This window comes from Vibrio sp. B7, assembly GCF_963888765.1.
Lineage (GTDB): Bacteria > Pseudomonadota > Gammaproteobacteria > Enterobacterales > Vibrionaceae > Vibrio > Vibrio anguillarum.
In genome coordinates, this window is record NZ_CAWPKR010000022.1 from 46,979 (window position 1) to 72,471 (window position 25,493).

Below are 25,493 nucleotides of genomic sequence, written 5' to 3' on the forward strand. Positions count from 1 at the left end.
AATAATCGACAAAACATGCTGATAATACAATAAGTTATAAGACCATTGATCACCGATTATTAATAGCCTAATGACTTAACGAAAACGCCAAATGATTAGCCATTGTATTTTTCAACTTACTCCATGCACTTCGTCCGCAAAACTCTGTTATTTATTCTAGACTTAACTCGGTATCTGATACTTTAGGATAGCATCGAGATCGAGTATGACTAAACTGGTAGGTAGACATTTAGAAGAGATGGCCAATATGCGAGCGTCACGCAAGCGTAGGGTCGTTGCCTTATGCTCGTTTGTGTCTGTGCTACTTTTCGCCTTTTATGGCATTCTTCATTTTCTTGAACAGCAATATTACCTGAGCACTTTTAATTTATTATGCTTGATCGCCATTGCCTCTAATTACCTTTATTTCTACCATCACTCTGATAACACCTCCTATGCCGATTTATTCCTCAGTGCCATCTTGTTAACAAAAGGGGTCATATTACTACTATATGGACAGCATATGGTCGGCAATGTGCTGTGGTTGTTTCCAATTATTGCGGCGGTGATCTTCATTAATGACTTTCGAATAGGCTTAGTTTTTAGCTGTAGTTTCTTTATGCTAATTGGCGTCTCAGTACAACTCTCCGGTGCCGATATTCTTCCTCAATATCTCCCCATAGATCGGTTTTTTCTCAGTCTCATCGCACTCTGTTGCATGTGTCATATTTCCTCTTACTACTACAACAAAGCGGTTTGCTATATCCAGCATCTTTATCAAGAGGGAATTGAAGACCTTGCCTACACCGACCAACTGACTGGGCTCGCCAATCGTTGGAGTTTCGAAACTTGGGCACGTGAAAAACTCTCCCAGCAGACTGATAAAAAAACCATCACCGCACTCGTCTTTCTAGACATTGATAATTTCAAGTCCATTAATGACAGCTACGGACATGAGGTCGGGGATCGAGTCTTGCAATATTTCGCCAATCGTTTAAAAAACAACGTCCGAAATAAAGACCGGAAGACCGATAAACACGATTACTCCATCGCGAGATTTGCCGGAGATGAGTTCGTGCTACTACTTTACGATATCAAAACGGTTAAGGATTTGGATGGCGTTCTCAACCGGATTTGTTATCTGTTTGAGGATAAATATCAAGGCTCAGAAATGATCAATAACCTCACCGTCAGCATCGGCGCTGCTTTGTTTCCTTCTGATGCTGATAACTTGGCCGAGCTGACTCGGTGCGCAGACAAAGCGATGTACGCAGCAAAACACAACGGCAAAAATCAATATCAGTATTACCAACATATTTCACTTGACCATACTGAAGCATCTACTGCAACCCATTCAGCAACAGTGACACCAATAAAGAAAGCTAGCGAGTCATATACATAATCCACAAACCTACTGCACATACCACCACCATCCATGCGGCGTAGCGTGCTGTATTAGGTTTATTTGGTTTAGGGTGAATCACTGGCCTCATTGCCGCACGCCTTGCTGCTTCAACAATGGAAACGTCTTTATCACTGAGCTGTTCAAGCGTATCGCGATTTTTCTGTGCTTGATTAGCCACCTTGGTAAATCGGTGCATCTGCTCAAGCGTCAAATCCTCTTTGGGATCATAATGCGGATTCTGATCTTCATGTTTGGGCAACATAGACATTAGGCATCCTCCTCGTGATCCAACCTACTCTAATTATAGCCCCCCTCAAGATATGTTCGAATTTCTCGACGAAGACCTTCAAAACACAGCGCTCTTCTTTATCAGCACCTTGTCTTAGACTGATGTTATACCGACAAGGAGAATCATTATGCTAACGCAACGTGAAATAAAACAGATAATCCCCGCACAACCCACTTCGGATGGAGATGGCGTAAAAATTAGCCGCGTTGCTGGCTTTAATAACGCTAATTTTTCACCATTTTTAATGCTCGATGAATTTAAATCTGATCAAAAAGCCGATTATATTGGCGGATTCCCTCCTCATCCACACCGAGGAATCGAAACTCTCACTTATATGCTAAATGGGCATTTCCAACATCAAGATCATATGGGTAATGTCGGTGAATTACGCTCTGGTGGTGCCCAATGGATGGCCGCAGGAAGAGGTGTTATTCACAGCGAGATGCCAATCATGACTGAAGGTCAGTTGCACGGTTTTCAGATTTGGATCAATCAGCCTGCTAGCCAAAAAATGGCGCCAGCGCAATACCACGACTTTCAACCCGAAACCATTACCGAATACCACTCTCAAGAAGCTGGCCTGCTGAGAGTACTTGCGGGTGATGTCACTTGTGACAACCAGATAGTAACTGGCCCATTAACAAAAACGGGCGTTAAATTGAGTGTGGCAGACTGGCAAGCAACACCGGGTAGCCAATTAGAGATCGTCACTCCGAATCACTTTAATGTCATGGCATTTACCTACAAAGGCAATGCACAGCTAGGCAGTAAAGTGTTGAAGCAAGGCGATCTAGCGTTGCTCTCAAAAGGTGAGTTCTTAACATTAAAAGCCAATGATACGAGCGGAGTATTGTTGCTAATGGGGCAACCCATTGATGAAGCTGTAGTGCATTATGGGCCGTTTGTAATGAACTCATTTTCTGAGATAGAACAAGCAATTAAAGACTACAACTCAGGTCTGTTTGAACAGTATTAATCATAGGGTAGCCATCCGGCTGATCTTAAGTGTCATTTTGGGGTTCTCAGAAAGTTTGCCTATACTCAAGTAGTAAATTTGACGAGAGGCACGAAATATGTGGGTATTGACTAGAAATATTCTCATTTCATTGGCAGCAGTGCTGATCAGCTCAACGCTTTTTGCTAACACCCTTAAAGCTGATTTTAGGCATCGACCACCAGAAATGGTGATCAGTCCAGATGGTCAAAAAATCAGCGGCCCATTAAAGGAAATCATTGAAGAAGCAGCAAAAAATATAGGCTTCGATATCGAGTGGCGAAACATTCCATTTCCTCGCAGCCTTGCTACTTTAGAAAATGGTACTGTTGACATTGTTCCACGAGTCATACGAACAACAGACAGAGAAGCATTTGTTCGCTTTATCGGTCCTATAAGTGAGCAAACACGGAATATTGTTTTTGTCACTCGCAGTGATGGGCCAGCAATCAACAATTATCAATTATCAAGATTTACGAGAGCTGAATGTCGGTGTGAAAAGAAGTACCGCTTATTTCGAAGCGTTTGATCAAGACAAAGAGATAAATAGAACGGTTGTTAATGATGACTTCAACCTAGCAAGGATGCTAGAGGCAAAGAGAATAGATACCGTTATCGTATTGGATTTACCTGCGCTAGAAGTGGAATTAAAAACAATCAATTTTAGTAACTACCAAGTAGCAACCTACTACTATCCAAACACTATCGGCAACTATTACGGTATGCCTAAAAGCCATCCACAAGCGGATGCATTACAAAACGCTCTGTCTGAAATGGTAAAAAGTGGAAGGATCGAAGCCATCTATGCAAAATTTGGCTTAACAGCTCAATAAGAAATAGGGCTTTTAAGCCCTATTTCAACTACAAATATTCGCACAAATAAGCTGTTGCTTCGGCAACTTTCAAATCAAAGGACGAATTCTCAGCGACTTCAAAAGATTCATTCGCTTTAAATGTAGACCAATGTTCATCCCCTAAACGCTTTATCGTTAACGAACCTTTGATGACTGTCATACGCTCAGGAGCGGCCGTGCCAAAGGTGTATTCGCCAGGAGCCATTACGCCCACCGAACTGTCACCACTTTGGTGAGCAAAACCTAAAGATTTAACAGCCCCATCGAAGTATGTGTTTTCTTTGATCATTTCTCTTCCTTGTAAAATAAACTACCAAAATATGGTGAATAACACGTTTGTAAGCCGTTTTATCTGAAATCATAAAAATACACAAGTGGCAATTGGAATTAAACAAATAGTGAAACGCGACCTATACTGATCGGTAAGTCAACAAAATTAATGATGCAATGTTCATCTTATCATTCATTAGTACTGGTTTTGGAAAAAAGATCATATTTTCCAGTGTGACATTTGCTAAACCACACGACATATTCCACTCTCTAGCCTTGTTTTAATTGGTTAGCCTTACAAGTACTAGTCGCTGATTGCTTACGTTATGGAGTGGGAATGGCAGTTAAGGGTTTCACGCATGCAAATAAAGCCTCTTCAGGTCACCACATGAAAAAAAAGTGGGTATTAAAAAGTCTTTTTTGGATAGTGCTGTTCACTATCGCAGCTGGTTTTGCCACTTTACTTTTAGTGAGCTATCAAGAGTATACAAGCCCCAAAAATGTCTATGGTTCATGGATCGAAATCGGTACACCCAGCTATAGCACTGAGGTTCTAACTCTCAATTCAAATGGCGTGTTTCGAAATAATCGCTTAGTCAGCACTCAGTTTGAATATGATGGGGATAAAATTGTGATTAACACTGGTAGTGGCGTGACCATTTACCAACTTGCTGGGACAACAAACTCCCCTCAACTCAAGCGTATTGAACCTGTCATGCCTTTACAACGCTTTATCAAACAAGGCTATGAAAGCACGGTAGAAAACGATGAAAACGGCGACCCAAGTAAAAATCGTCGTTCAGCATTATCTGAGCACTTTTCACAACCATAGCGCTTAAAGTGACGCGATCAGAGCTGAGTCTAAGCCTAAATAGAAAAGCCCCCAAATCGGGAGCTCTGTTGATACTTTATATTATAGAGTGACGCCATATTTAGCGTGCGCGACGCGCCTCTACCGCATCAGCCAACTGACGCAATACCACTTCAGTGTCATCCCAGCCAATACATGCATCCGTAATCGATTGACCATAAGTGGCCGCACAACCATCCACGAGATCCTGACGTCCTTCAACGAGATGAGACTCAATCATCACACCAAAAATAGCATGTTCACCCGATGCAATCTGCTCGCTCACATCTTGTGATACCACAAGTTGACGCTGGTACTGTTTAGAGCTGTTTGCGTGGCTAAAGTCAATCATCACTTTTTGTGGTAAACCGGAGATTTCTAGTTCCTGCTTGATAGCCGCGACATGTTGAGCGTTGTAGTTTGGCTCTTTACCACCTCGTAGAATGATATGGCAATCAGGGTTGCCTGCCGTTTGAATGATGGCCGAATGACCATACTTAGTGACCGACAAGAAATGGTGCGATGCACTGGCAGAGCGAATCGCATCAGAAGCGATTTTGATATTGCCATCTGTCCCATTTTTAAACCCAACCGGACAAGATAGACCCGATGCGAGCTCACGGTGAACTTGAGATTCTGTTGTACGAGCACCAATAGCACCCCAACTGATAAGGTCAGCCACATACTGCGGTGTGATCATATCCAAAAATTCGCTCGCTGTTGGCATCCCCATATCGGTCAAATCAAGCAGTAACTTACGCGCCATGCGTAAACCATCGTTAATTTTATAGGTATCATTTAAATAAGGGTCGTTAATGAGCCCTTTCCATCCGACGGTCGTACGAGGTTTTTCAAAATAGACACGCATGACAATTTCAAGGCGATCACCTAGTTCATCACGTAACACTTTAAGACGTTTTCCATATTCAACAGCCGCTTGAGGATCATGAATTGAACATGGGCCAATGATCACCAACAAACGGTCATCTTTATCTTGTAGAATATTGTGAATGGCTTCACGAGCCTGAAATGTGGTTGAAGAAGCAACTTCTGTTGCTGGAAACTTCTCTAGAACCGCAACAGGGGGTAATAACTCTTTAACTCGTTTAATTTTTACATCATCAGTCTGAAACATTGCTTACTTCTTCCTTATTTTTTTCTACTGCCTACCGAACAACGGACAGGTTGGATCTATACGCAGCCTTGCTTTCGGCTCTCCCCTGTAACTTATCTACTAAAAACCACAACTTCAATCATTATTTTCAACAAAAGGCAATATTGGCTACTTTTTTACAAAATTATCATTGCGTAAAAAAATAGTTACACTCTTGAGCTGGAACCCACAAATTAACGCTAATATGAGCTTCGTAGGTGCATTATCTCTTTGATATTGCTAAGGTAGGTGATAACAAAATAGCAACAAGATATTCAACCATGAATGCGATAGAGTTTGAAAAAGTAAACAAGTGGTACAATAATTTTCACGCTTTGAAAGACATTACTCTTCAGGTTCGTCGAGGGGAAATCTTAGTCGTTTGTGGCCCTTCAGGCTCAGGAAAATCAACATTAATCCGAACGGTCAATGGGTTAGAAGCTATCACCGCGGGCAAGATCACCCTGAACTCTAACCATTCCGACATCACACAGCCTGCGGGAAAAATCGGTATGGTTTTCCAGCATTTCAACCTTTTCCCTCACTTGACGGTGATTGAAAACCTTATTTTAGCTCCAATTCGTACACTGAAATTGAGTAAGCAAGCCGCAAGACAAAGAGCGAGCCATTTTTTACAGCGAGTGAATATTCTTGACCAAGCTGACAAATATCCGGTGCAATTATCTGGCGGTCAGCAACAGCGTGTTGCCATTGCACGCTCACTCTGTATGCAACCAGAAATTTTATTGTTTGATGAACCCACTTCAGCTCTCGATCCTGAAACCATCCAGGAAGTGCTGGATGTCATGGTAGATCTTGCTCAAGATGGTATCACCATGATGTGCGTCACTCATGAAATGGGTTTTGCCCGAAAAGTAGCGGATCGCGTCATTTTTATGGATGAAGGAAGAATTCTCGAGATCGCTACGCCGGAAGAGATATTTCGTCAGCCAAAACACCCAAGAACTCAACAGTTTCTCAACCAAATATTGAGCCATTGATGATAAAAGTACTGATAAAACCGTTCTTCTCCGCTCTAGTACAGATAGTTCTATTGCTTGCGGGGATGGTATGGCTACTTGATTCTGGCGCACATGCTATGGGTTACCAGTGGCAATGGCATCGTGTGCCTGATTTCATCGCTTTTTACGACGAGGGTGAATGGTGGCCCGCGGAGCTGCTCGAAGGGTTAGCCGTTACGGTGCAAATCTCAACGGTCAGCCTATTTTTTACGCTGGTCATTGGCTTAACAACCGCTTTGTTGAAGCTTTCCAATTCTGTGGTAGGGCGTTGGTTGGCCAATATTTATATTGAGCTTATCCGCAACACGCCGCTACTGGTGCAGATATACCTGCTCTATTTTGTGTTTGGCCCAGTGCTGGGCTTAGATCGCTTCTCTACCGCCATTTTAGCTTTGGCACTGTTTCAAGGCGCTTATACTGCCGAAGTGTTTCGTGGTGGTTTAAACAGCATTCCGAAGGGACAGTTTGAAGCGGCACGAACATTAGGGCTTTCTCGTTTTTATACCTATGTTGATGTGATCTTACCGCAACTTATCCAACGTACATTACCTCCACTGACCAATGAAGTCGTGTCATTAATTAAAAACTCGTCTATCGTCAGTGTGATGGCTATTTTTGACTTAACCACTCAAGGTAGAAATATTGTCTCAGAAACGGCGATGCCATTTGAAATATGGTTTACCGTCGCTGCAATTTATTTACTGTTAACTCTGTCTTTATCAGGGTTTTCAGCATGGTTAGAACACAAACTCGGGGCGCAATGGCGCGCTCAATAATCATCCTTAAAAGGAGAACATCATGCAGCAATCTGCACCAAAAGCGTGGCAACGCGCTGGGTTGAAGGCTATCGCCGCTCTATCGCTCGGGTTGACCATGTTACTAGGGATAACCATTTCCATACCCGCCTTTGCCAGTGAAACGCCTAGCCTTGATAAAATCACTGAACGAGGCACATTGCGTGTGGGTATGTCTACGTTTGTGCCTTGGGCAATGCGCAACAAGCAAGGCGACCTAATTGGCTTTGAAATTGATGTTGCCAAACGTCTTGCTGAAGATTCAGGTTGGAAAGTGGAATTTGTACCTACCGCGTGGGATGGCATTATTCCAGCACTCTTAGCACAGAAATTTGATGTCATTATCGGTGGCATGTCCATCACTCCTGAGCGCTCGAAAAGCGTACTCTTTACCACCCCCTATTCACATTCAGGAGTACAACTTGCCGCTAATCAGTCACTCGCTAAAGGATTTTCCACCATTGAAGACTTCAACTCTCGTCGAGTGACTATCGCTGCGCGACGCGGAGCATTTACCGTTCAAATCGCTCGTGAAACCTTCCCCAAAGCCAAAATTCTGCAATTTGATGACGATGCACAAGCCTTTCAAGAAGTATTAAACGGCCAAGCACACGCCGTGATTGCGTCAAGCCCTAAACCTGAACATGAAACAGTGAAACACAGTGACAAACTGTTCATTCCTTTCAATGAACGGTTATCCAAAGGAAACGAAGCATTCGCCGTTCGCTTAGGTGAAGAGGACAAAAAAGCCTTTTTTGATCAATGGATTATTGAACGAACCAATGACGGCTGGTTGAGTGAACGCTACGAATATTGGTTCTCAACGCTAGATTGGCAAAACCAAATCGTCTCAGGGCAATAGCCTGAGGGGCGGATGTGAATAGAACAAAAACTGTGCTGTATGAAAAACGGAACCTTAAACCATGGCTAAAATTATCGCTCAATAAGCTCGATTATGCGTTACTCGTAGCACTGTTAGGCTTTGTTATTTGGTTAACGCACCGAGCCGAGCTTGGGGTGAATTATAATTGGCGTTGGCAAGAAGCTTTTGCTCTGATTTTCACCCCAACGAGCCATGGTGCTATCCCTTATTTCTTTCAGGGGTTAGTTGCTACTTTGCGCTTAAGTGTCTGGGCGATGGTGCTGGCCCTTGTGTTAGGCACACTGCTTGGCGTAGCACGCCACTCTCATTTTTCGTGGTTCAGAATTCCGGCTAACGCTTTTGTGCAATTAGTTAGGAACATTCCGCCGCTGGTTTTCGTGTTCATTTTTTATTTTTTTGTCTCCAATCAACTGATCCCGTTGTTGGGCCTAGAAAACCTACTACGGGAACACCATGAGCCAACCAATGTCATTCAGCATTGGCTGTTTGGTCCTTCTCATCTATGGGAAAATTTGTTCTCTGGAATTGTGTGTATTGGGATGCTTTCATCGGCCTACATCGCTGAAGTTGTTCGTTCAGGTTTGGCCGGAATCGCTCAAGGTCAATGGGAAGCAGCGCACTCTTTAGGGCTGTCTCGATGGGTAAAATACCGATACGTCATTGCCCCTCAAGTATTGGCGGCGATCACGCCGGCTTTAGCTGGGCAAGCGATTTCTTTGGTCAAAGATTCTTCGATTGTATCGCTAATTTCAATTCAAGAAATGACGTTTGTTGGCACAGAAATCGCTAACTCTTCTGGGCTTATTTTTGAAATATGGTTGTTAGTGGGCGGTGCATACTTGGGTTTATGTTTAAGCCTCTCTTTACTGTTTAGGCGGCTCGAGCTACGCAGTTTACGCCATCTCTCGCTTCATCACTCTAACTAGATAACACTGAATTTGTCAGCGTCAGTTGCGCAACCAATCAAAGAGAAGCAACACGTGATGAGAAACAAAATAAGAACGATGTTTAGCGATTGCGCCCCCATTATTGAGAATGAATATCAGTTAGAATTAATTCAACATGAATGCTAAGAAGGTGAAACCATGATGCAACACGTTTCCGAATGGTTAGAAAAAGATCCCGATCCTAAAACTCGCCAAGAACTACAAGCACTAGTCGATCAGCATCAGTTAGATGAGATAAAAGCTCGCTTTCAATCACGTCTTGAGTTCGGCACCGCGGGTTTACGCGGCATGGTGGGATGCGGCCCTAATCGTATGAACCGCCTGGTAATTCAAGAAACGGCGACGGGTTTAGGACACTATCTCATTCAACAAGTCAGCAATGCCAAAACACGTGGGGTGGTGATTGGCTATGATGGCCGGCCAGATTCTCAGCAATTTGCACACGATACCGCCTCAGTACTCGCCGCGCTGGGGATCAAAGTGTATCTCACGCATAAAGTGGCACCGACCCCAGTAGTCGCTTTTGGGGTAAAACACTTTAATGCCGCCGCCGCAGTCGTAGTCACCGCCAGTCACAACCCACCCGAATACAATGGCTTTAAGGTGTACTGGGAAAATGGTGCACAGATTATCCCGCCTCACGATTCAGGTATTGCAGCAGAAATCGACTTAGCGGCAACACGAGCTATTTCTCTGATGCCGTTAGACAACGCGCACCAACAAGGCCTTTTGCAATGGCTAACAGAAGAGTATTACCAAACTTACCGTCGTACCCTCAATCAAAGCCCATTGTTAAACCACCACACTGATCCGCAATGCCTTACCATTGCGTATACCGCGATGCATGGTGTCGGCGCTGAGATGGCTGAAACTTTGCTGCATGACGCTGGGTTTACCCATGTCATCAGTGTAAAGGAACAACGAGAGCCGGATGGCCGTTTCCCGACCGTCAACTTCCCGAACCCTGAAGAGCCGGGGGCGATGGATATGGTTATCGCGTTAGCCCATGCCCAAAATGCCCAGTTGGCCTGCGCCAACGACCCAGATGCCGACCGATTTGCCGTTGCCGTACAACGAGCGGATGGTCAATACCAAATGCTGACTGGCGATCAAGTTGGCACACTATTTGGGGACTATTTGCTCTCCAAAACCGATGCCTCAAAGCAGTTGGTTGGCAACACCATCGTCTCATCCAGTTTACTCGGTAATATTGCGCAGGCAAAAGGTGCAAAATACTACCAAACCTTGACTGGCTTTAAATGGTTGACCAACGTGGCGATGCAACAACAAAGCGATGAACAGCAGTTCTTATTCGCCTATGAAGAAGCATTGGGTTACACCATAGGGCAAACCGTTTGGGATAAAGATGGCCTTTCGGCCATGGTGGCATTTGCACAACTAGCGGCCGAATTATACAGCCAAGGTAAGACTATTTGGGATCAACTTGAAACCATTTACCGCCAGCACGGTTTTTACATTAATGCACAACGCAGCATTAAGTTAGACCCTAACTCACCGCCGATCGGTGACAAGCTTCGCGCCACACCGCCAACGGAAATCGCCGGTAGAAAAGTGCTCATGACCGACGATCTCAAATCACTCACACGTTATATTGCCGATGGAACAACGCAAGCGATTCAACTTCCTGCTAGCGATGTATTGACCTATCACTTGGAAGGCGGAGCGAGAGTGATTGTGCGCCCGTCGGGCACTGAGCCTAAATTGAAATGCTATTACGAGGTCGTCGGAGCCTTCGAAGTAAAAGAAGATTTCGCCAGCGCCGAGAAAAAAGCCGACGAGCAAATGGCGATGCTCATAGCAGAACACCAACACAGCTTGTAGCGCTCATTGCCAGACAAGCACAACGAAATAACAGGCCGTCTTCAATTCATTGTTGGCGGCATTTTTATTTCATCTGTTTAGGTGAACAATGCCTGCGACTACAACGATCTTTTCCCTCCAGTGGATGACAGTTGTATGCGCAATTTTGTACAATCGCTTGACCCAACCTTGTGGCTTGATAGATTCATCACTTCCAGCAAAGGAATTACTATGGATAGCACACTATTGAACCACATACATTTAGAACCTCGAGGTCGCCTCTTTGGGCAAGGCGCACTGGCCATGCTACCGCTGAGTATTGCCGTTTTACCATGGGGCTTATTGGCGGGATCATTTGCGATTGAAAGTGGCCTGACCGTATTAGAGAGCCAAGCACTCTCTGCGGTTTTATTTGCAGGCTCAGCGCAACTCGTCGCCACGGGGATGTTTAAAACAGGTGCAGGGCTGTTGACTCTGCTGATCACCACATTTTTCATCACTTCTCGCCATTTTCTCTACAGCGTTTCCATGCGCAGCAAAATCAGCCCACTCCCGACACGTTGGCGTTTAATTCTGGGTTTTCTGCTCACTGATGAGCTGTTTGCGGTCTGCGGACAACAAAATGAAAAACAGTTTAACCGTTGGTACGCGCTTGGTGCAGGTTTAAGCTTCTATTTAGTTTGGAATTTGGCCACACTGGTCGGCATTATTGCGGGCAGCTACATCCCCGCTTTAAACGAGTTGGGGTTGGAATTTGCAGTCGCGGCTACTTTTATCGCCATTGTCATTCCGAACATTAAAAACATACCGATACTCGTTGCTGTCATCAGTGCCCTAGTGTTATCGGTAAGCCTGACTCTTTGGCAAGTTGAAGGTAGCTTAATGCTAGCAAGCATTGGCGCAATGTGTGCAGGTTATGTTTCTGAAATTTTACTCTGTTCGAGCAGGAGGAACCAACGATGATTCTGCTTTCTATCCTCGCCATGACCGCTTTGGTTTTTATGAGCCGTTATCTGTTCTTAGAGCCTAAATTACCGCTGCGTCTCAACCCAGTTATCCAGCGCTTACTCACTTATTCTAGCCCTGCCGTATTAACTGCTATTTGGGCTCCGATTGTGTTCCTGCCAGAGCAAACACTTTGGCTTGATCGCCATAATCCCTACTTGTGGGCCGCAGCATTAGCGGGGCTGATTGCATGGAAAACCAAGAATGTCCTGCTGACCACGATCATCAGCATGGCGACTTTCTTTTTGCTAAATTTAACGCTCTTAGCCCATTAAAGACAGAGGCTGCGGTGCATACTGATAATAACCGCAGCCCGAATCGCGCAAATCAGTTTTATTGCGCTAGCCATTCAATCTCGATTAAGGTCTGCTCTCCACATTTAAGACGCCCTAAAAAGAGATCGCCACAATGCACTTCTCCAACTCCTTGTGGTGTTCCGGTCATCACAACGTCACCATCACGCAGCGATGTGTAAGATTTCAGCTCTTCTAAAATGATGGCGGGTGAATAGATCATTTGGTTTACACCGCCGCACTGAACCCGAACACAGTTGATGAATAGCTCTAACTGCAACTTATTGATGTCGATACCATGCAGTGGCACAAATCGGCTAAGTACAGCCGAACCATCAAATGCTTTCGCCCTCTCCCAAGGTAAACCTTTTGCTTTAAGCTGAGATTGCAGTACCCGCTTAGTCAGATCTAACCCCAAACCAACCGCGCTATATTGACCTTTTTTGATCAAAAAACAAATTTCAGCTTCATAGTGAAGCGTCTCTTGGTGAAACGAGGATAGAGTGGTTGTGATGCTCGTATTGGGTTTATTAAATACCACCATTTGTTCTGGTATTGTGTTATTAAGCTCTTGAATATGTTCAATATAGTTCCGTCCAACACACAACACTTTAGACGGGGTTATCTTCTGTTTATCCAAACGAACCGAATACATATACTCTTCCTTGAGATGACTAAGATCGTCGAGTTTACCTCATCTACAGCGCGAGTGAATGGATTTGCATCTTCATTAGATAAAAGTAAGATCTTCGACTCAAAATTCATGGCACCTTGACTATTTTGAACATCACTACATAACATTCTCTTTAATAAATCATCAATAAAAACAACATGTAAACATCATGAATCAGTAATTAAACATTCATTTAAAACATCTACTTTACTCACATCAAACCGTTCGAGCACTGAAGCTCATTGATTATGGATAAGGTAAATAAAATGAAAAAAGCAACAATCGCAACCGCAATTCTTACAGCATTGGTATCAGGTTCTTCTTTTGCTGCGACCGTTTACAAAGCGGATGGAAATGAGCTTAAAGTTGGTGGACGTGCAGAATTTCGTGGCGATTTCGGTGGTGATGACAAAGGCAAAGAAATTGAAGGCACGATGAAAAACAAAAGCCGTGCGCGTTTGAACATTACAGGCTCAACAGAAATCTCTGACTCTTTGAAAGGTTTTGCAACCTATGAAGCAGAGCAAACGGTTAATTCCTCCGCCAGCAACGATAAGAATTCTGATTTCAACCAACGTTACCTATTTGCAGGTTTACAAGCTGATTTTGGTGCTATTTCTGTCGGCCGCCAAGATACGGCTGGCGTGCAAATTTCTCAAATGTCAGACATCGGTACTTATACTGGCGCTCAAAAAGAGTTCATCAACGCAGGTAATGAGCAAATCAACAACACCTTCCTCTACGCAGCTACATTTGATGCCCTCAATGTGAAAGCAAGCTTTATTGCAGGCGAAGAAAAAGACACCGATGGCTTTGGTCTTTCTGCAATTTATAACTTACCTATCGGCCTTGGTTTAGGCTTGGGCTACGCAAGCAACGATAATGGCACAGGCCAAGGTGCGGCGAATCAAATTATTGCCGGTGTAAATTACACGTTGGACGATTTGTACTTAGGCCTGACCTATACACAAGGGGATTTGGACGATAAAGCGAAGAGCGAATTCAACGGGATTGAATTTGCTGCGCAATACAAAATCACAAGTAACTTCCGCTTGATTGGGGTGTATCAAAAAACGGAAAATGAAACTGCAAACGTCACAACGACGAAAAGTGATTTTGCTGAGTTGACAGGGCGTTATGATTTCAATAAATCAATCTACACTTACGTTGCCTACAAAATGAACAACCTAGATAAAAAAGACCTCGGCACTGCGTATGATGCAAAAGACTCTATTCGCCTAGGCCTACGTTACAACTTCTAATTTCAATCATACGAACGCATATACTCCCTAAGGATATCATCCTTTTGGCCAAGCACTCGCTTGGCCTTTTTTATTTGACGGCATTGCACCACAATGAAACACATTGCACTAGGCTAGACCATTCCTCATAGAGCAAATAATATAATTTCATTATTTTTCAATAAGTTAAATTTGGCACACAACCTGCTATGTAATAAGTACAAATGCATGGCAGCGTTTGTGCTTCTTTTCAGTGCTAAGGCAGAGCACTGGCCGTTCATGTTCTTTCGCCCTCTTTTTAGGGGGCTTTTTTTATCCCATCACCACAGCCCATACGCAAAATGTTTGGCGTTTCAGACAAGTGGAAATCAGCAGGGATAACACGTGCTCAAATTTATTGAACCACTCCATTCATTTCAGAGATTGGTTTAACGCTGATAAGTCAGTATGATTCAACGACTTTTTCTATAACCCTCTTCTCTATGACCAAAATACTTCACCACCCAATCCAAGGGGCAAGTTGGATGCTAATCGCAGGCCTCGCCTTTGCGATAGTCAATAGCCTTGCTCAAGTCGCCAGTATCAATTATGGCCTGTCATCTACCACGGTGGCGCTGGTTCAATATGCCATCGCGTTAGTCGTTATTTTGCCGTATTTATCAACGTTAGGGATCCGCTACTCGCTGCGCACCGAGCATTTAAGCATGCATATTTTCCGTGTGTTTTTATCTGTGATTGGCATACAACTCTGGTTATGGGCACTCGCCTATCCCGTACCCATTTGGCAAGGTATTGCACTGTTGATGACCTCTCCTCTGTTTGCCACGATTGGCTCAGGCCTTTTTTTAAAAGAGAAAGTGGGTACAGCGCGCTGGGGAGCAACATTAACTGGCTTTGTCGGGGCGATGATCATCCTTGAACCTTGGGCTGACGATTTCAACTGGGCATCGTTGCTGCCTGTTGGCGCGGCATTTTTTTGGGCTTGTTACTCTTTGATGGTGAAAAAACTGTCTGCCCATGACTCACCGTCTACTATGGTGGTCTACCTTTTGGTACTGATCACACCGTTCAATCTACTGCTCGCTTTACCAGATTGGCAAACACCTCAAGGGGGCACTCTATGGCTCATATTGCTTTTTGCGGGTGCGATGACGGCACTGGCTCAATGGGCGATCGTTAAAGCCTATGCGGTGGCAGATGCGTCTTTTGTGCAACCTTTTGATCACGCGAAGCTGCCACTGAATGTTTTGGCGGGTTGGTTAGTGTTTGGCTGGGCACCACCCGGGCGATTATGGCTTGGCGCTGCCATCATTATCGCTTCAGTGGCCTTTATTACTCACTGGGAAACAAAAAAATCTTCGCGTTGAAATAAAAAGTCACTCAACTCTTTCCTATTCTCTAAGCAATGCTTCTTGAGGAAAACACGATGGCAAAACCGATAAAAATCACACTATACCGATGGGCTGGAAGTTGGGGTCCATTTAAAGTCACCATCCCTTGCGGCGAGTGTACGCTCACCAAGGACATTTTGACTGACACCTTCAATAATGAACTGGAGGGCATTCCCATCGAGTTAGAAGTCAAAGACTGGCTATCGTACTGGTGGGAACCCTTGAAACTTGGCGCATGGCACGCCCCAATATTGGTCGTTGAAGGTAAAGTGATCAGCCAAGGAGAAGCGTTAAATCGAGGTGTTTTGGTTCAATCTGTGATCAAAGAGTGGGCACAACGTGACGAGTTAACTGGCAATATTGTGTATGGAAAAGCCACTTGCCCATACTGCGTAAAAGCAAAGAAATTGCTGGATGAAGCGGGAATTCAATACACCTATCATGATGTCGTCAAAGAAAGTGCGGCGCTGTACCGGATGATCCCAGAAGTTAAAGCCATCATTGGTCAAAAAACGCCCGTCACCGTGCCACAAATTTGGCTAGAAAGCCGCTATATCGGCGGGTGTGATAAATTGGAAGATTGGCTAACCAAAAAAAGTCAGTAGTGCCCCAGAGCATCTGGTTACTTTAGAAGAAAAAGTACTGACACCTCAGAAACCGCCGACTCTTTAGTCAGTAATGGTATACGGGCTCTTTGTGGACGAATGGTGGACGAATTTGCACAGTCATTTTTACCCCAGTAAATAAAGCAAAGCCCCAGCTTGTTACCAAGCTAGGGCTTTTTAATTCTTAGGCATTCACTATTTGCTGAATTTCTTCACTAGCGTTTTAATGAAAGACTTTTTCTTTGCTTGTGGTTTGCCATGCATTGCATCATACATCGCTTTTTTTGCGATCAGTTGACCAACGTAAGCACCACCTAATTCATAACCCATGAATCACCTCAACATGTAATTTATTTACCTGACGAGGTGTATATTAGTCCAAAAAAGAACAAAAACAAGACTTGAGTCACAAAATAAAGTAATTAATTTTCAGTTAACCGCGTTTAGGCTGCTTATAGGTTTTACCAGCAGCCAAGTAAGTTTCTTTCTGCTTAACTTCAAACATGGTTTCAAAAAACCAAGCAACAAACTTAATAACGTCATCGCCTTCATTCATAATGTGTTCGACAAACTCTTCTTCTTCACCTTGCTCATTTTCTTGCAACACGACGTGGTAAATGCGTTGCTCCCCATCCACTTCGGCTAAAGCAAACTGACCCACTAACGATAAGGCTGCTTCAGCAATATCTTGATCTTCACATACTTTCAGCATATCTAACGCTTGAGGAAGTGTTTTTTGCTCGCACAAGCTTTTGACTAATGCTTGAAATTCATCTTGTTGCATTGATTTTTCCGTTGAATTAATGTCGCCGAGATTATACCTCAAATTATTTCTCTTGTGCCGACATGTACGATGTAAATGCACCACTAGACTTAAACCACTTCAAACCGGAAGGGTATAAACAGCATTAAGCGAATTTGGTTTGACGTAAGCGATAGGAAGAACACAACACCAAAAACATAGCGCAACTGGTTGCTAAATAGAACCAGCCTAGCGACATCTGACTCGTGATCCATCTTTCCACCAAGTATCCCCCTAAAAATCCAGCTAAACACATTTGAATGGAGCCAGATAGAGCCGCAACGGAACCCGCTTGAGTTTTGTGTGGCCCGAGCAGCATGCTGGTGGATAATGGAAATGAGATACCTTGCGCAATCGTTAACCAAGTAAATCCCCACACTAAATTGAACACGCTCATCGGTGTTATCAGTAACCAAACACCGGCAAAAGCCATAATGACAATCGCCAAAGCAAGTAAACGTTGGGATGAAAAACGATCATTGAGTAAGTTAACGGCAACACTGCCTATCATCAAACCCGCGGAAGGGACGATCATTACGGTTCCATAATCGGCGGCCGTTAACCCCTGCTTGTTTTGCAAGAGAAAAGGCAGCACCGACAGAGTCACTAAACTAGATAAATAGCTGATCCAGTTGTAACTGGCGCTTGTCAGCACTTGGGAATTTTTCAAGAGTAGCAAGTAGTTATGCAATACGGCCTTCGGTTGAAACCGATGTTTCGCGTATGGCAACGTTTCTGGCAATATCCACCAACCTAAAATAAAAATGGTACAGATATACACTAATACGAACACAAACACGGACTGCCAACTTAAATGAAAGGCAAGCCACCCACCGAGCACAGGGGCAATAATTGGCATAATTGAGGCGGTGATGGCGATGTAAGAAAGCGCCTTTGTTAATTGCAGACCATCATAACTGTCACGCAGCACACTGCGGCCAAGAACAGAAGCACTTCCCGCGCCAAGCCCTTGCAGTAGGCGACCAGCAGCCAACGCATGAAAATTATCCGAAAAACAGACACACAATACTGTACCGGCCAAGTAGATCCCCTGCCCGAGTAAAAATGTCGGGCGTCTACCAACCGCATCAGACAATGGCCCGTAAAAAAGCTGTGACATTCCAAACGCCACTAAAAAGAGCGTGACGAGCCATTGAATACTGGCTTGGTCAACCATTAAGTCTCGGCTGATCAACGGCAGTGCAGGTAAATAGATGCTCACCCCAACTTGGCCCGTGGCAATGATCATCATCGCCAATAACATCGGCGTCTTTTTAAATGGTGTGCTAGCGAGAGTTTTCATGGGTTGCTAAGTGAGCTCTTATCGTCGGTAGATGTGGTGTCAAAATACGTTTTCAGTATATATTGGCAACTCAGATTTGATAATAAAGCACTCAGGAAATGAATTAGTTCCAATGAGGAATGAGTAGGGTAACGATGGATTGGATACAAAATGTAAAAACATACATGCGAGTGGTTGAAGAAGGCAGCTTTAACGGCGCGGCACGTAAGCTCAATACCACCAGCTCAGCCATCAGTAAACGAGTACATTGGCTGGAAGAGAAAATTGGCGTGCAGTTACTTAAGCGCACCACACGAACGGTGACACAAACCGAAGCGGGTGCTCTCTTTTATGAGCGAGCAAAAGCACAACTTGAAAGTTGGCAATCGGTGGTTGATGAAACACGATCTGTCAGCCAAACTCCCGCTGGCCTGCTAAAAATTGGGGCGACACTCTCTGTGGGCTCAAAATTTTTGGTGCAGTATTTAGATGAATTTCTACAGCGCTACCCTGACATTCGAATCCAACTGACCACAACAACTCCGGGGCAATTGCCCGAACTTCACCTTGATTTATTCATCAGCCGAGAAATTGACCAACTCAACTCCCTCAGTTTTAAAGCCTCACCCCTATTTGAACATAGGGCCGGCTTTTATGCTTCTCCTAACTATATTGAAAAATATGGTATGCCCAAATCTGCCGAACAGCTTCAACAGCACAATGTCTTGATTTGGGGAGAACACACAACGCGCGAATTAAAAACCTCAACGGGCAAACGCCTATCGTTATCGGGTAACTTCGCGACAACCAATCCAGAAGCACTTTTCTATGCAGGCAAAAATGGCATGGGAGTGATTGTCACCAACGACGTGATGGTCAAAGAAGAGCTACGTTTGGGCAATCTGGTACGTTTGCTACCCGATATCACCGTTGATCAAGCAACGGTTTACGCTTATTACCCTAAACTTGATTATCAACACACTCGAACTCATTTATTTCTCAACTACTTAAAAGAAAAATTAACGCATGAAGCTAGGTAACTAAATTGGGGTTACGTCTATTTCCATCACAAAATTGTCCACCAGAGCAAATTTACCCTAGACAAAAAAGTACTCATAAAACTCTGCAACTAAGCCGCTGAATAACCAATATTTTATTTTTTTACGTCTCAAGTACCCATTATTGCGAGTGGCAAAACTGCGCAATGTCGACCATAGTCACTAAGTGCATATTCTAAAAAAACAGAGTACGACATATGACTAAAACATCATTGGCTAGGGATGCAGTTAGTCTAAACACCATTAACGAGCTCATGCTGCTCGATGGCTCTGAGTTACATGATCGAGCCACATTGGTGCTGCATACACATTTTCAAACCTGCTGTACATGCATCGTCGAGTTAGACAAATGGCATTACAGAGCTCACACCTTATCTCATGCTGGTGAGACGCCAGACAACAACGACACGGGTTATCCGCTCAGGGGAACACCGTGTGAGCAAGTGTGGAAATCAAAACAGGAATACTGTCTGTTTCCATCACAAGTGACCAAAATTTTTCCTGATGACAAGTTTCTAATTGAAAATAAGATTGATGCCTATATCGGTATTCCCCTACGTGCCAAGAATGGCGAAATACTCGGAATGCTCGTGTCTACCTTCTATTCTCCCATCGAAGATGAGGAATTCGTGATTGGCTACCACCGAATCATTGCGAACATAGTCGTTCACAGCCTGCGCAATAAGTGGTTGAGCGAACGCTCTGACAGCTTGGTTAATCAACTTAGTTACGAAGTTTCTCACGACAACCTGACCGATTTAATGAACCGCAGTTATCTAGCTGACAAATTAGAACGCTTAGTTGAAACAACCAATGAACCGTTCACTCTTGCTTATTTAGACATCGATAATTTTAAATCGATCAATGACTTATATGGGCACTATATTGGCGACCAAATCATTAAGTTTGTGGCTAATGCCATCATTCAAAGCGTTCCGGAAGAGAATTTGGCATTTCGAATCGCTGGGGATGAATATGCGTTTATCACCTTCTCTAATGATCCGTTGCAAATCTGCCGCTGTATATTGGATAAGCTAAATACAGGTTATGTCGATGCATCACATCGCATTAAAATTAGCTTAAGCATTGGCATTTCAAGGAAAACTCAAGAGACAATCACGGCCGATCAACTGATTCTCAATGCCTGTTTAGCACTCAAAGAGTGTAAGCAAACTCGCGGTAGTAATATCCGTTGCTATGATACCCATCTGAGTGACCAATACCATCGTCAAACCCAAATCACAGAAGCTCTACGCCGTGAACTCAATAAGTTAACCAGTAAAAATAGTGAGCTATTTGTGGTGGCGCAACCGATCGTCAGTCGTCACCAAGAACAGTGGAACTATTTTGAGATTCTCACTCGCTGGAATAGCGAAACTCTGGGTGCGATTTCACCGATTGAGTTTATCGATACTGCTGAGCAGTCAGGTTTAATTGTGGAATTAGGAGAACGCATTGTTGAGCTGGCATGCCTAGCAAAAGTTGAGCTAGAGGAGGGCTTAGGCTACAAGGTAAAATTAGGACTTAACTGTTCGGCACATGAACTGATCAACTCCAAGCGCTATCTCGAACACTTAATGCAAACCATTACTCAATACGGCTTTGAGCCTAATGAATTCACAATTGAGCTCACCGAAACAGTACTACTTTCACAAACCAGTGAAGTTAGATACATCTTAGATAAGCTCAGACTACTTGGTTTTACCATCGCGCTTGATGACTTTGGCACTGGCTATTCGAGCTTGAATTACATCCATAGCTACCCCATCGATTGCATTAAAATTGATGCCACTTTTATCAAAAACATGGTATGTAACGAAACAGCGGAGCGCGTAGTTTGGTTGATTATTCAATTGGCAAATCAACTTCGAGTTGATCTCGTCGCAGAAGGGGTGGAGAACCAAGAAGCTCTGGAAAAACTCTATGCTATGGGCTGTGAACAGATCCAAGGTTACTATTTTTCAAAGCCAGAAACACCGCACTCTATCGTGACTCACTGGAACAACATGAGCCATGTACGGCGCGCATAAAAAACCCTCACTCTGAAAGTGAGGGATTACTAATATCCATTATGCTATCACATTAAGACTCTTGGTCAGCCGAAGACTCACTGGTGGCATACCGCAGTTCTTGCTGCTGAAGCATAGAATCGAGTTCATTACGCCTTGCAACAAACCCCGCCATCTCTTTTTTAGGCACTGAGTTTGCCATTGGTATGTTGGCGGTCATGGCATTCACTGCGCGATCTCGAACCATCAGCTCATAATGCAGATGAGGCCCAGTGACTCGGCCCGATTGCCCAGATAAACCGATCCGCTCACCTCGCGATACTTTCTGACCTTTACGCACTAAAATTTTACTCAAATGCAAATAGCGTGTTTTGTAAGTACTGCCATGTTGTATCACCACGTAATTACCCGCATAAGGGTGCTTACGCGTCATGATCACCGTACCATCGCCAGTCGAGAATACCGGAGTACCGACTGGTACACCAAAATCAGTACCATTGTGCGGAGCCACTCTTTTTGTGACTGGGTGCAGGCGATGCGCATCAAAGTTAGAGGTAATGCGTTTATTTGTCGTCGGATAGCGTTGAAATGCGCGCTGTAAACTATCGCCATTTTTGTCATAGTACTGCCCATCACGGTGTAAATAAGCAGAAACGTCTTTGCCTCGACTGTAGATTTTAATCGCTTGAATTTCACGATTGCCCGTCAATTTCTCACCGACAAATTGACGAGATTGAACCACTTCAAATCGATCGCCAACCCTAAGATCACGAGAGAAATTGAGTTTATCTTTAAGTAAAGAGACGATCTGTTCTATCTCAGCGCTGCCTAACCCTATCGAATTGACCGACTGAGAAAAGCTGCCTTGGATCTCGCCAACCATGGCGAACTCTTTCCATACACCCGGTATTTTAACATCTTGAAACTCATAGGTACCATCATCTAAACGTGAATATACCGCGCGCTCGACTAGGCTAAATTCTAGCTCCATTTTGGAAAGCGCATTTCCATTTTGCGCTTTCCAAAACCTGAGGATGTTGCCAGGTTTTAACGTATCCAATGCGAGGTAGTTTAAATCGGTTTCCATAATCTTCATCAAGTCTTGGTAACCAAAGCCAAGTTGATTAAAGATAGTACTTAAATTGTCACCAGATTTAATCTCATATTCAAAATCCGGAAGATTTTTTACCTCAATAGCATCAGATAAAATCGACTGAACAATTTGAGTTTCGGTAATAGAGAGCTCAATTTGGCGCTGTAAGGAGCTATCCTGAATAGACGAGGAAAATGCGATGGCCGCGACAATCGGTAGGCCAATAATCGACGCTTTTTTTGGAAGTGAAAGCTCAGAAAAGCGCAGAATGAGAGAACGAGGAAGCACTATCTATCCTGTGGATTAAGTCAAAAGAGCCTCAAGATTAAGACTTTCTGTTTCAAAAGTCACCTATATCGTGTGATTCTATGGTCAAAAAAGGCACCGGAGTGCCTTATAATAAATCAACAATTACACGTGGAAATGAGTACTGTCCTAATCATATTTCACGCTTTCACAAGATTTATCAACAACCTATTGATAAGTCGTCACTAGGCTATTTTCCTCGCCAAAACCATTGGCAATGTACTGGTCAGCGCTAGGATCGTTAACCCATTGTTGGTCATCCAACAAGTAACGAAATTGAAATTCAGCATCTTTAGGTAAACGGGTTTTAAATTTAAAACTATTACTTTTCGCCACCTTTTTCATCGGTTCTGGTTGCCAGTCAAGAAAGTCCGCTACTATCGCAACATTGCCAGCCGTATCTGGGACGTCCACTTCAAAGGTCACTTCGACTTCTTCTTTTGTTTTAAAAAAACGTTTATTGATCATCACAAACTCCATCTCTGTATAAAAAACATCCTACCCAGTGAATCATAAGAAAATAGACTCACATCCACAACTCTAAATAGTAAAAATTCCGCCGCCGAACCACTATATTTATAACCTCAGTTGAATATTCACCCCTCTTTACAGCATTTTAAATGAGCGTAGAATCCACCGCGCTTTCTATTTTCCCCTATTTTCAATAAGGTTATCAATTATGTTTGCCGTATATGAATCCTATAAAGCCGGTCTGCTACGACCAAAACAGTGGCTAAATAATATCAGTGCAGGTTTGATTGTAGGGGTTGTCGCTCTGCCACTGGCGATGGCATTTGCTATTGCTTCTGGCGTGAAACCGGAGCAAGGGATATATACCGCCATTATTGCAGGCATTATCGTTTCACTGTTTGGCGGCTCGCGAGTGCAGATAGCTGGCCCAACGGGTGCTTTCATCGTGATACTTGCTGGAATTGTTAGCCAGTATGGGGTCAGCGGGTTGCAGATAGCCACTATGATGGCCGGTGTGATTCTATTGGTTCTGGGGGTCGCAAAACTCGGTAGCATCATCCGCTATATTCCTGACCCCGTAATCGTCGGCTTCACCAGCGGTATCGGTGTCATCATCTGGGTTGGGCAATGGCAAGAATTCTTCGGCCTCCCCAAGATCGAAGGTGAGCATTTTCATCAAAAATTAGTGTCTATTTTCCATGCCTTTCCGCAGATGGATTGGGCCACAACAGGCCTTGCGTTATTTTCACTCGCGCTGGTTATCTTCGGCCCTAAGATCCCGAAGCTCTCGAAAGTACCAGGGCCGCTGCTTGCTCTCGTCACCGTTACCGTGTTGCAATATTTTGTTGGCTTTGAAGGGATCCGCACGATTGGATCGGCTTTTGGAGGCATACCTCAAGGACTGCCAGAGTTTTCGCTTCCAGAAGTTAGCTTCTCTCAAATTATTCTATTGATTGGCCCTGCTTTTGCGATTGCCATGCTAGGTGCGATTGAATCATTGCTTTCGGCGGTGGTCGCCGATGGTATGGCGGGCACCAAACACAACTCAAACCAAGAGTTAGTCGGCCAAGGTATCGCTAATATCGTGGCTCCGCTCTTCGGTGGTATTGCAGCAACAGGCGCCATTGCACGTACTGCAACCAATATACGCAACGGGGGGACAAGCCCACTTTCGGGCGTGGTGCACTCGCTCACTCTGGTCATCATCCTTATTGCACTTGCACCATTAGCCGTCAATATTCCACTGGCAGTACTCAGTGCGATTTTGTTCGTCGTAGCATGGAACATGAGTGAAGTTCCCCACTTTATTAAATTGGTTAAACGTGCACCCAAAGCCGATGTGGTTATTTTGTTGCTAACATTTGGATTAACCGTGTTTGCGGACTTAGTTGTCGCCGTCAACATCGGGGTGATCATCGCTACCCTTCACTTTGTAAAACGTATGGCATCTAGTGTTGAGGTAAAAGCCAGTACACACCATGAGCTCAGTGCTGAGCTGCTTCGTCATGGGCAAACTCAGTTACCAAGAGAGCTCGCCGTTTATGCCTTAGAAGGCCCATTTTTCTTTGCTGCGGCTGAAACCTTTGAGCGTGTGATGAGCAGCATTCAAGAGCAGCCAGAAATTTTAATTATTCGCCTTAAATGGGTTCCATTTATGGACATTACTGGCCTGCAATCCATTGAGGAAATGATCGAAAACTTCCATAAAAAGAATGTGCAAGTGTTGATCTCTGGTGCAAATACTCGTGTTGCAATGAAACTGAAAAAAGCGGGGATTGTTGATTTGGTCGGTGAAGACAATTTCTTTAGTCAATTCGATGATGCGCTCAGCGTTAGCCTACAACGTTTGAATATCAGTACAGCTCAATAAAGCTCATTGGACCTATACATTTTTGGCCTTTAGCCTACGGTTAAAGGCCTTTGACTGACCCGTCCCTCTTACCTTAACCGCCCAATTTTCCTCAGCCCTCCTTAACTCTTTTTAAAACGCACGCCTCAACCAC

27 protein-coding genes are annotated in these 25,493 nt (G+C 44.1%); 18 read left to right on the forward strand and 9 right to left on the reverse strand.

Annotated elements, in window-relative coordinates; translation table 11 throughout:
• The first annotated feature begins 205 nt into the window (after positions 1 to 205).
• A complete protein-coding gene (locus AACV32_RS08200) occupies positions 206 to 1,381 on the forward strand; it encodes a GGDEF domain-containing protein (protein ID WP_170894887.1) in 1,176 nt (391 codons plus the stop codon).
• Here AACV32_RS08200 and AACV32_RS08205 read toward each other — a convergent pair.
• Positions 1,362 to 1,652, reverse strand: coding sequence for a hypothetical protein (locus AACV32_RS08205; RefSeq protein ID WP_017050303.1), 291 nt, complete (start codon positions 1,650 to 1,652; stop codon positions 1,362 to 1,364). The genes AACV32_RS08200 and AACV32_RS08205 overlap by 20 nt on opposite strands.
• Before the next feature lie 148 nt (positions 1,653 to 1,800).
• Between AACV32_RS08205 and AACV32_RS08210 the strand changes: the two genes are divergently transcribed.
• The 3 genes from AACV32_RS08210 to AACV32_RS08220 all read left to right on the forward strand — a co-directional run bounded on the left by AACV32_RS08210 (position 1,801) and on the right by AACV32_RS08220 (position 3,500).
• Positions 1,801 to 2,649 (forward strand): pirin family protein, encoded by an 849-nt coding sequence (locus tag AACV32_RS08210; protein WP_017050302.1) that lies wholly within the window; start codon positions 1,801 to 1,803, stop codon positions 2,647 to 2,649.
• 97 nt (positions 2,650 to 2,746) lie between these two features.
• Positions 2,747 to 3,196, forward strand: coding sequence for a substrate-binding periplasmic protein (locus AACV32_RS08215; protein WP_249339481.1), 450 nt, complete (start codon positions 2,747 to 2,749; stop codon positions 3,194 to 3,196).
• Positions 3,162 to 3,500 (forward strand): transporter substrate-binding domain-containing protein, encoded by a 339-nt coding sequence (locus AACV32_RS08220; RefSeq protein WP_306690472.1) that lies wholly within the window; start codon positions 3,162 to 3,164, stop codon positions 3,498 to 3,500. Before AACV32_RS08215 ends, AACV32_RS08220 begins: the two co-directional genes overlap by 35 nt.
• A 28-nt stretch (positions 3,501 to 3,528) precedes the next feature.
• Here AACV32_RS08220 and ppnP read toward each other — a convergent pair whose 3' ends face one another.
• Positions 3,529 to 3,810: a pyrimidine/purine nucleoside phosphorylase gene (gene ppnP, locus AACV32_RS08225; RefSeq protein ID WP_026027338.1), complete on the reverse strand. Its 282-nt coding sequence runs from the start codon at positions 3,808 to 3,810 to the stop codon at positions 3,529 to 3,531.
• A gap of 369 nt (positions 3,811 to 4,179) precedes the next feature.
• On the opposite strand from ppnP, the gene AACV32_RS08230 reads away from it, so the two are divergent.
• Positions 4,180 to 4,623 (forward strand): DUF2850 domain-containing protein, encoded by a 444-nt coding sequence (locus AACV32_RS08230; RefSeq protein WP_026028663.1) that lies wholly within the window; start codon positions 4,180 to 4,182, stop codon positions 4,621 to 4,623.
• A 100-nt stretch (positions 4,624 to 4,723) separates the two neighbouring features.
• Here the strand turns inward: AACV32_RS08230 and aroG are convergent, their stop codons facing one another.
• The gene (gene aroG / locus AACV32_RS08235) at positions 4,724 to 5,776 is read right to left on the reverse strand and encodes a 3-deoxy-7-phosphoheptulonate synthase AroG (RefSeq protein WP_094128082.1); all 1,053 of its coding nucleotides are present in this window, start codon (positions 5,774 to 5,776) and stop codon (positions 4,724 to 4,726) included.
• 299 nt (positions 5,777 to 6,075) lie between these two features.
• On the opposite strand from aroG, the gene AACV32_RS08240 reads away from it, so the two are divergent.
• The 7 genes from AACV32_RS08240 (at position 6,076) to AACV32_RS08270 (ending at position 12,541) form a co-directional block, all read left to right on the forward strand.
• Entirely contained in the window at positions 6,076 to 6,795 is a 720-nt protein-coding gene (locus AACV32_RS08240) for an amino acid ABC transporter ATP-binding protein (RefSeq protein ID WP_047687789.1), read from the forward strand.
• Positions 6,795 to 7,592: an amino acid ABC transporter permease gene (locus AACV32_RS08245; protein WP_170894888.1), complete on the forward strand. Its 798-nt coding sequence runs from the start codon at positions 6,795 to 6,797 to the stop codon at positions 7,590 to 7,592. The genes AACV32_RS08240 and AACV32_RS08245 overlap by 1 nt, the downstream gene beginning before the upstream one ends.
• 97 nt (positions 7,593 to 7,689) lie before the next feature.
• Entirely contained in the window at positions 7,690 to 8,472 is a 783-nt protein-coding gene (locus tag AACV32_RS08250) for a transporter substrate-binding domain-containing protein (RefSeq protein ID WP_170894975.1), read from the forward strand.
• 32 nt (positions 8,473 to 8,504) lie between these two features.
• Entirely contained in the window at positions 8,505 to 9,419 is a 915-nt protein-coding gene (locus tag AACV32_RS08255) for an amino acid ABC transporter permease (protein WP_170894976.1), read from the forward strand.
• A gap of 159 nt (positions 9,420 to 9,578) precedes the next feature.
• Positions 9,579 to 11,282: a phospho-sugar mutase gene (locus tag AACV32_RS08260; protein ID WP_094164468.1), complete on the forward strand. Its 1,704-nt coding sequence runs from the start codon at positions 9,579 to 9,581 to the stop codon at positions 11,280 to 11,282.
• Between the two features lie 210 nt (positions 11,283 to 11,492).
• A complete protein-coding gene (locus AACV32_RS08265; RefSeq protein WP_170894977.1) occupies positions 11,493 to 12,224 on the forward strand; it encodes an AzlC family ABC transporter permease in 732 nt (243 codons plus the stop codon).
• A complete protein-coding gene (locus tag AACV32_RS08270; RefSeq protein ID WP_013868095.1) occupies positions 12,221 to 12,541 on the forward strand; it encodes an AzlD domain-containing protein in 321 nt (106 codons plus the stop codon). Before AACV32_RS08265 ends, AACV32_RS08270 begins: the two co-directional genes overlap by 4 nt.
• Positions 12,542 to 12,599: 58 nt before the next feature.
• On the opposite strand, the gene AACV32_RS08275 is transcribed toward AACV32_RS08270, so the two are convergent.
• Positions 12,600 to 13,214, reverse strand: coding sequence for a fumarylacetoacetate hydrolase family protein (locus tag AACV32_RS08275; RefSeq protein WP_013868096.1), 615 nt, complete (start codon positions 13,212 to 13,214; stop codon positions 12,600 to 12,602).
• Positions 13,215 to 13,498: 284 nt separating this feature from the next.
• Here AACV32_RS08275 and AACV32_RS08280 point away from each other — a divergent pair, with 284 nt between their 5' ends.
• The 3 genes from AACV32_RS08280 (at position 13,499) to AACV32_RS08290 (ending at position 16,469) form a co-directional block, all read left to right on the forward strand.
• Positions 13,499 to 14,494 carry a porin gene (locus tag AACV32_RS08280; RefSeq protein ID WP_026027939.1) on the forward strand — a complete coding sequence of 332 codons (996 nt, stop codon included), beginning with the start codon at positions 13,499 to 13,501 and terminating at the stop codon, positions 14,492 to 14,494.
• A 461-nt stretch (positions 14,495 to 14,955) separates the two neighbouring features.
• Positions 14,956 to 15,840, forward strand: coding sequence for a DMT family transporter (locus tag AACV32_RS08285; protein WP_094124592.1), 885 nt, complete (start codon positions 14,956 to 14,958; stop codon positions 15,838 to 15,840).
• A 59-nt stretch (positions 15,841 to 15,899) separates the two neighbouring features.
• Complete coding sequence (locus tag AACV32_RS08290) at positions 15,900 to 16,469, forward strand: glutaredoxin domain-containing protein (protein WP_010320515.1); 570 nt, start codon at positions 15,900 to 15,902, stop codon at positions 16,467 to 16,469.
• A 195-nt stretch (positions 16,470 to 16,664) separates the two neighbouring features.
• Here AACV32_RS08290 and AACV32_RS08295 read toward each other — a convergent pair whose 3' ends face one another.
• The 3 genes from AACV32_RS08295 to AACV32_RS08305 form a co-directional block, all read right to left on the reverse strand.
• Positions 16,665 to 16,799, reverse strand: a complete 135-nt coding sequence (locus AACV32_RS08295) for a hypothetical protein (protein ID WP_013868100.1) — start codon at positions 16,797 to 16,799, stop codon at positions 16,665 to 16,667.
• 103 nt (positions 16,800 to 16,902) lie between these two features.
• Positions 16,903 to 17,253 carry a hypothetical protein gene (locus AACV32_RS08300; protein WP_026027938.1) on the reverse strand — a complete coding sequence of 117 codons (351 nt, stop codon included), beginning with the start codon at positions 17,251 to 17,253 and terminating at the stop codon, positions 16,903 to 16,905.
• Positions 17,254 to 17,377: 124 nt separating this feature from the next.
• Positions 17,378 to 18,574, reverse strand: coding sequence for a multidrug effflux MFS transporter (locus tag AACV32_RS08305; protein ID WP_170894889.1), 1,197 nt, complete (start codon positions 18,572 to 18,574; stop codon positions 17,378 to 17,380).
• Positions 18,575 to 18,708: 134 nt separating this feature from the next.
• Between AACV32_RS08305 and AACV32_RS08310 the strand changes: the two genes are divergently transcribed.
• A complete protein-coding gene (locus AACV32_RS08310; RefSeq protein WP_026029054.1) occupies positions 18,709 to 19,593 on the forward strand; it encodes a LysR family transcriptional regulator in 885 nt (294 codons plus the stop codon).
• A gap of 215 nt (positions 19,594 to 19,808) precedes the next feature.
• Entirely contained in the window at positions 19,809 to 21,641 is a 1,833-nt protein-coding gene (locus AACV32_RS08315) for a putative bifunctional diguanylate cyclase/phosphodiesterase (RefSeq protein WP_105976710.1), read from the forward strand.
• Positions 21,642 to 21,693: 52 nt separating this feature from the next.
• On the opposite strand, the gene AACV32_RS08320 is transcribed toward AACV32_RS08315, so the two are convergent.
• Entirely contained in the window at positions 21,694 to 23,001 is a 1,308-nt protein-coding gene (locus AACV32_RS08320; RefSeq protein WP_017050287.1) for a peptidoglycan DD-metalloendopeptidase family protein, read from the reverse strand.
• A gap of 186 nt (positions 23,002 to 23,187) precedes the next feature.
• Positions 23,188 to 23,487: an isoamylase early set domain-containing protein gene (locus AACV32_RS08325; RefSeq protein ID WP_026028657.1), complete on the reverse strand. Its 300-nt coding sequence runs from the start codon at positions 23,485 to 23,487 to the stop codon at positions 23,188 to 23,190.
• Positions 23,488 to 23,698: 211 nt separating this feature from the next.
• Here AACV32_RS08325 and AACV32_RS08330 point away from each other — a divergent pair, with 211 nt between their 5' ends.
• Positions 23,699 to 25,360, forward strand: coding sequence for a SulP family inorganic anion transporter (locus AACV32_RS08330; protein ID WP_017047410.1), 1,662 nt, complete (start codon positions 23,699 to 23,701; stop codon positions 25,358 to 25,360).
• Positions 25,361 to 25,493: the final 133 nt, after the last annotated feature.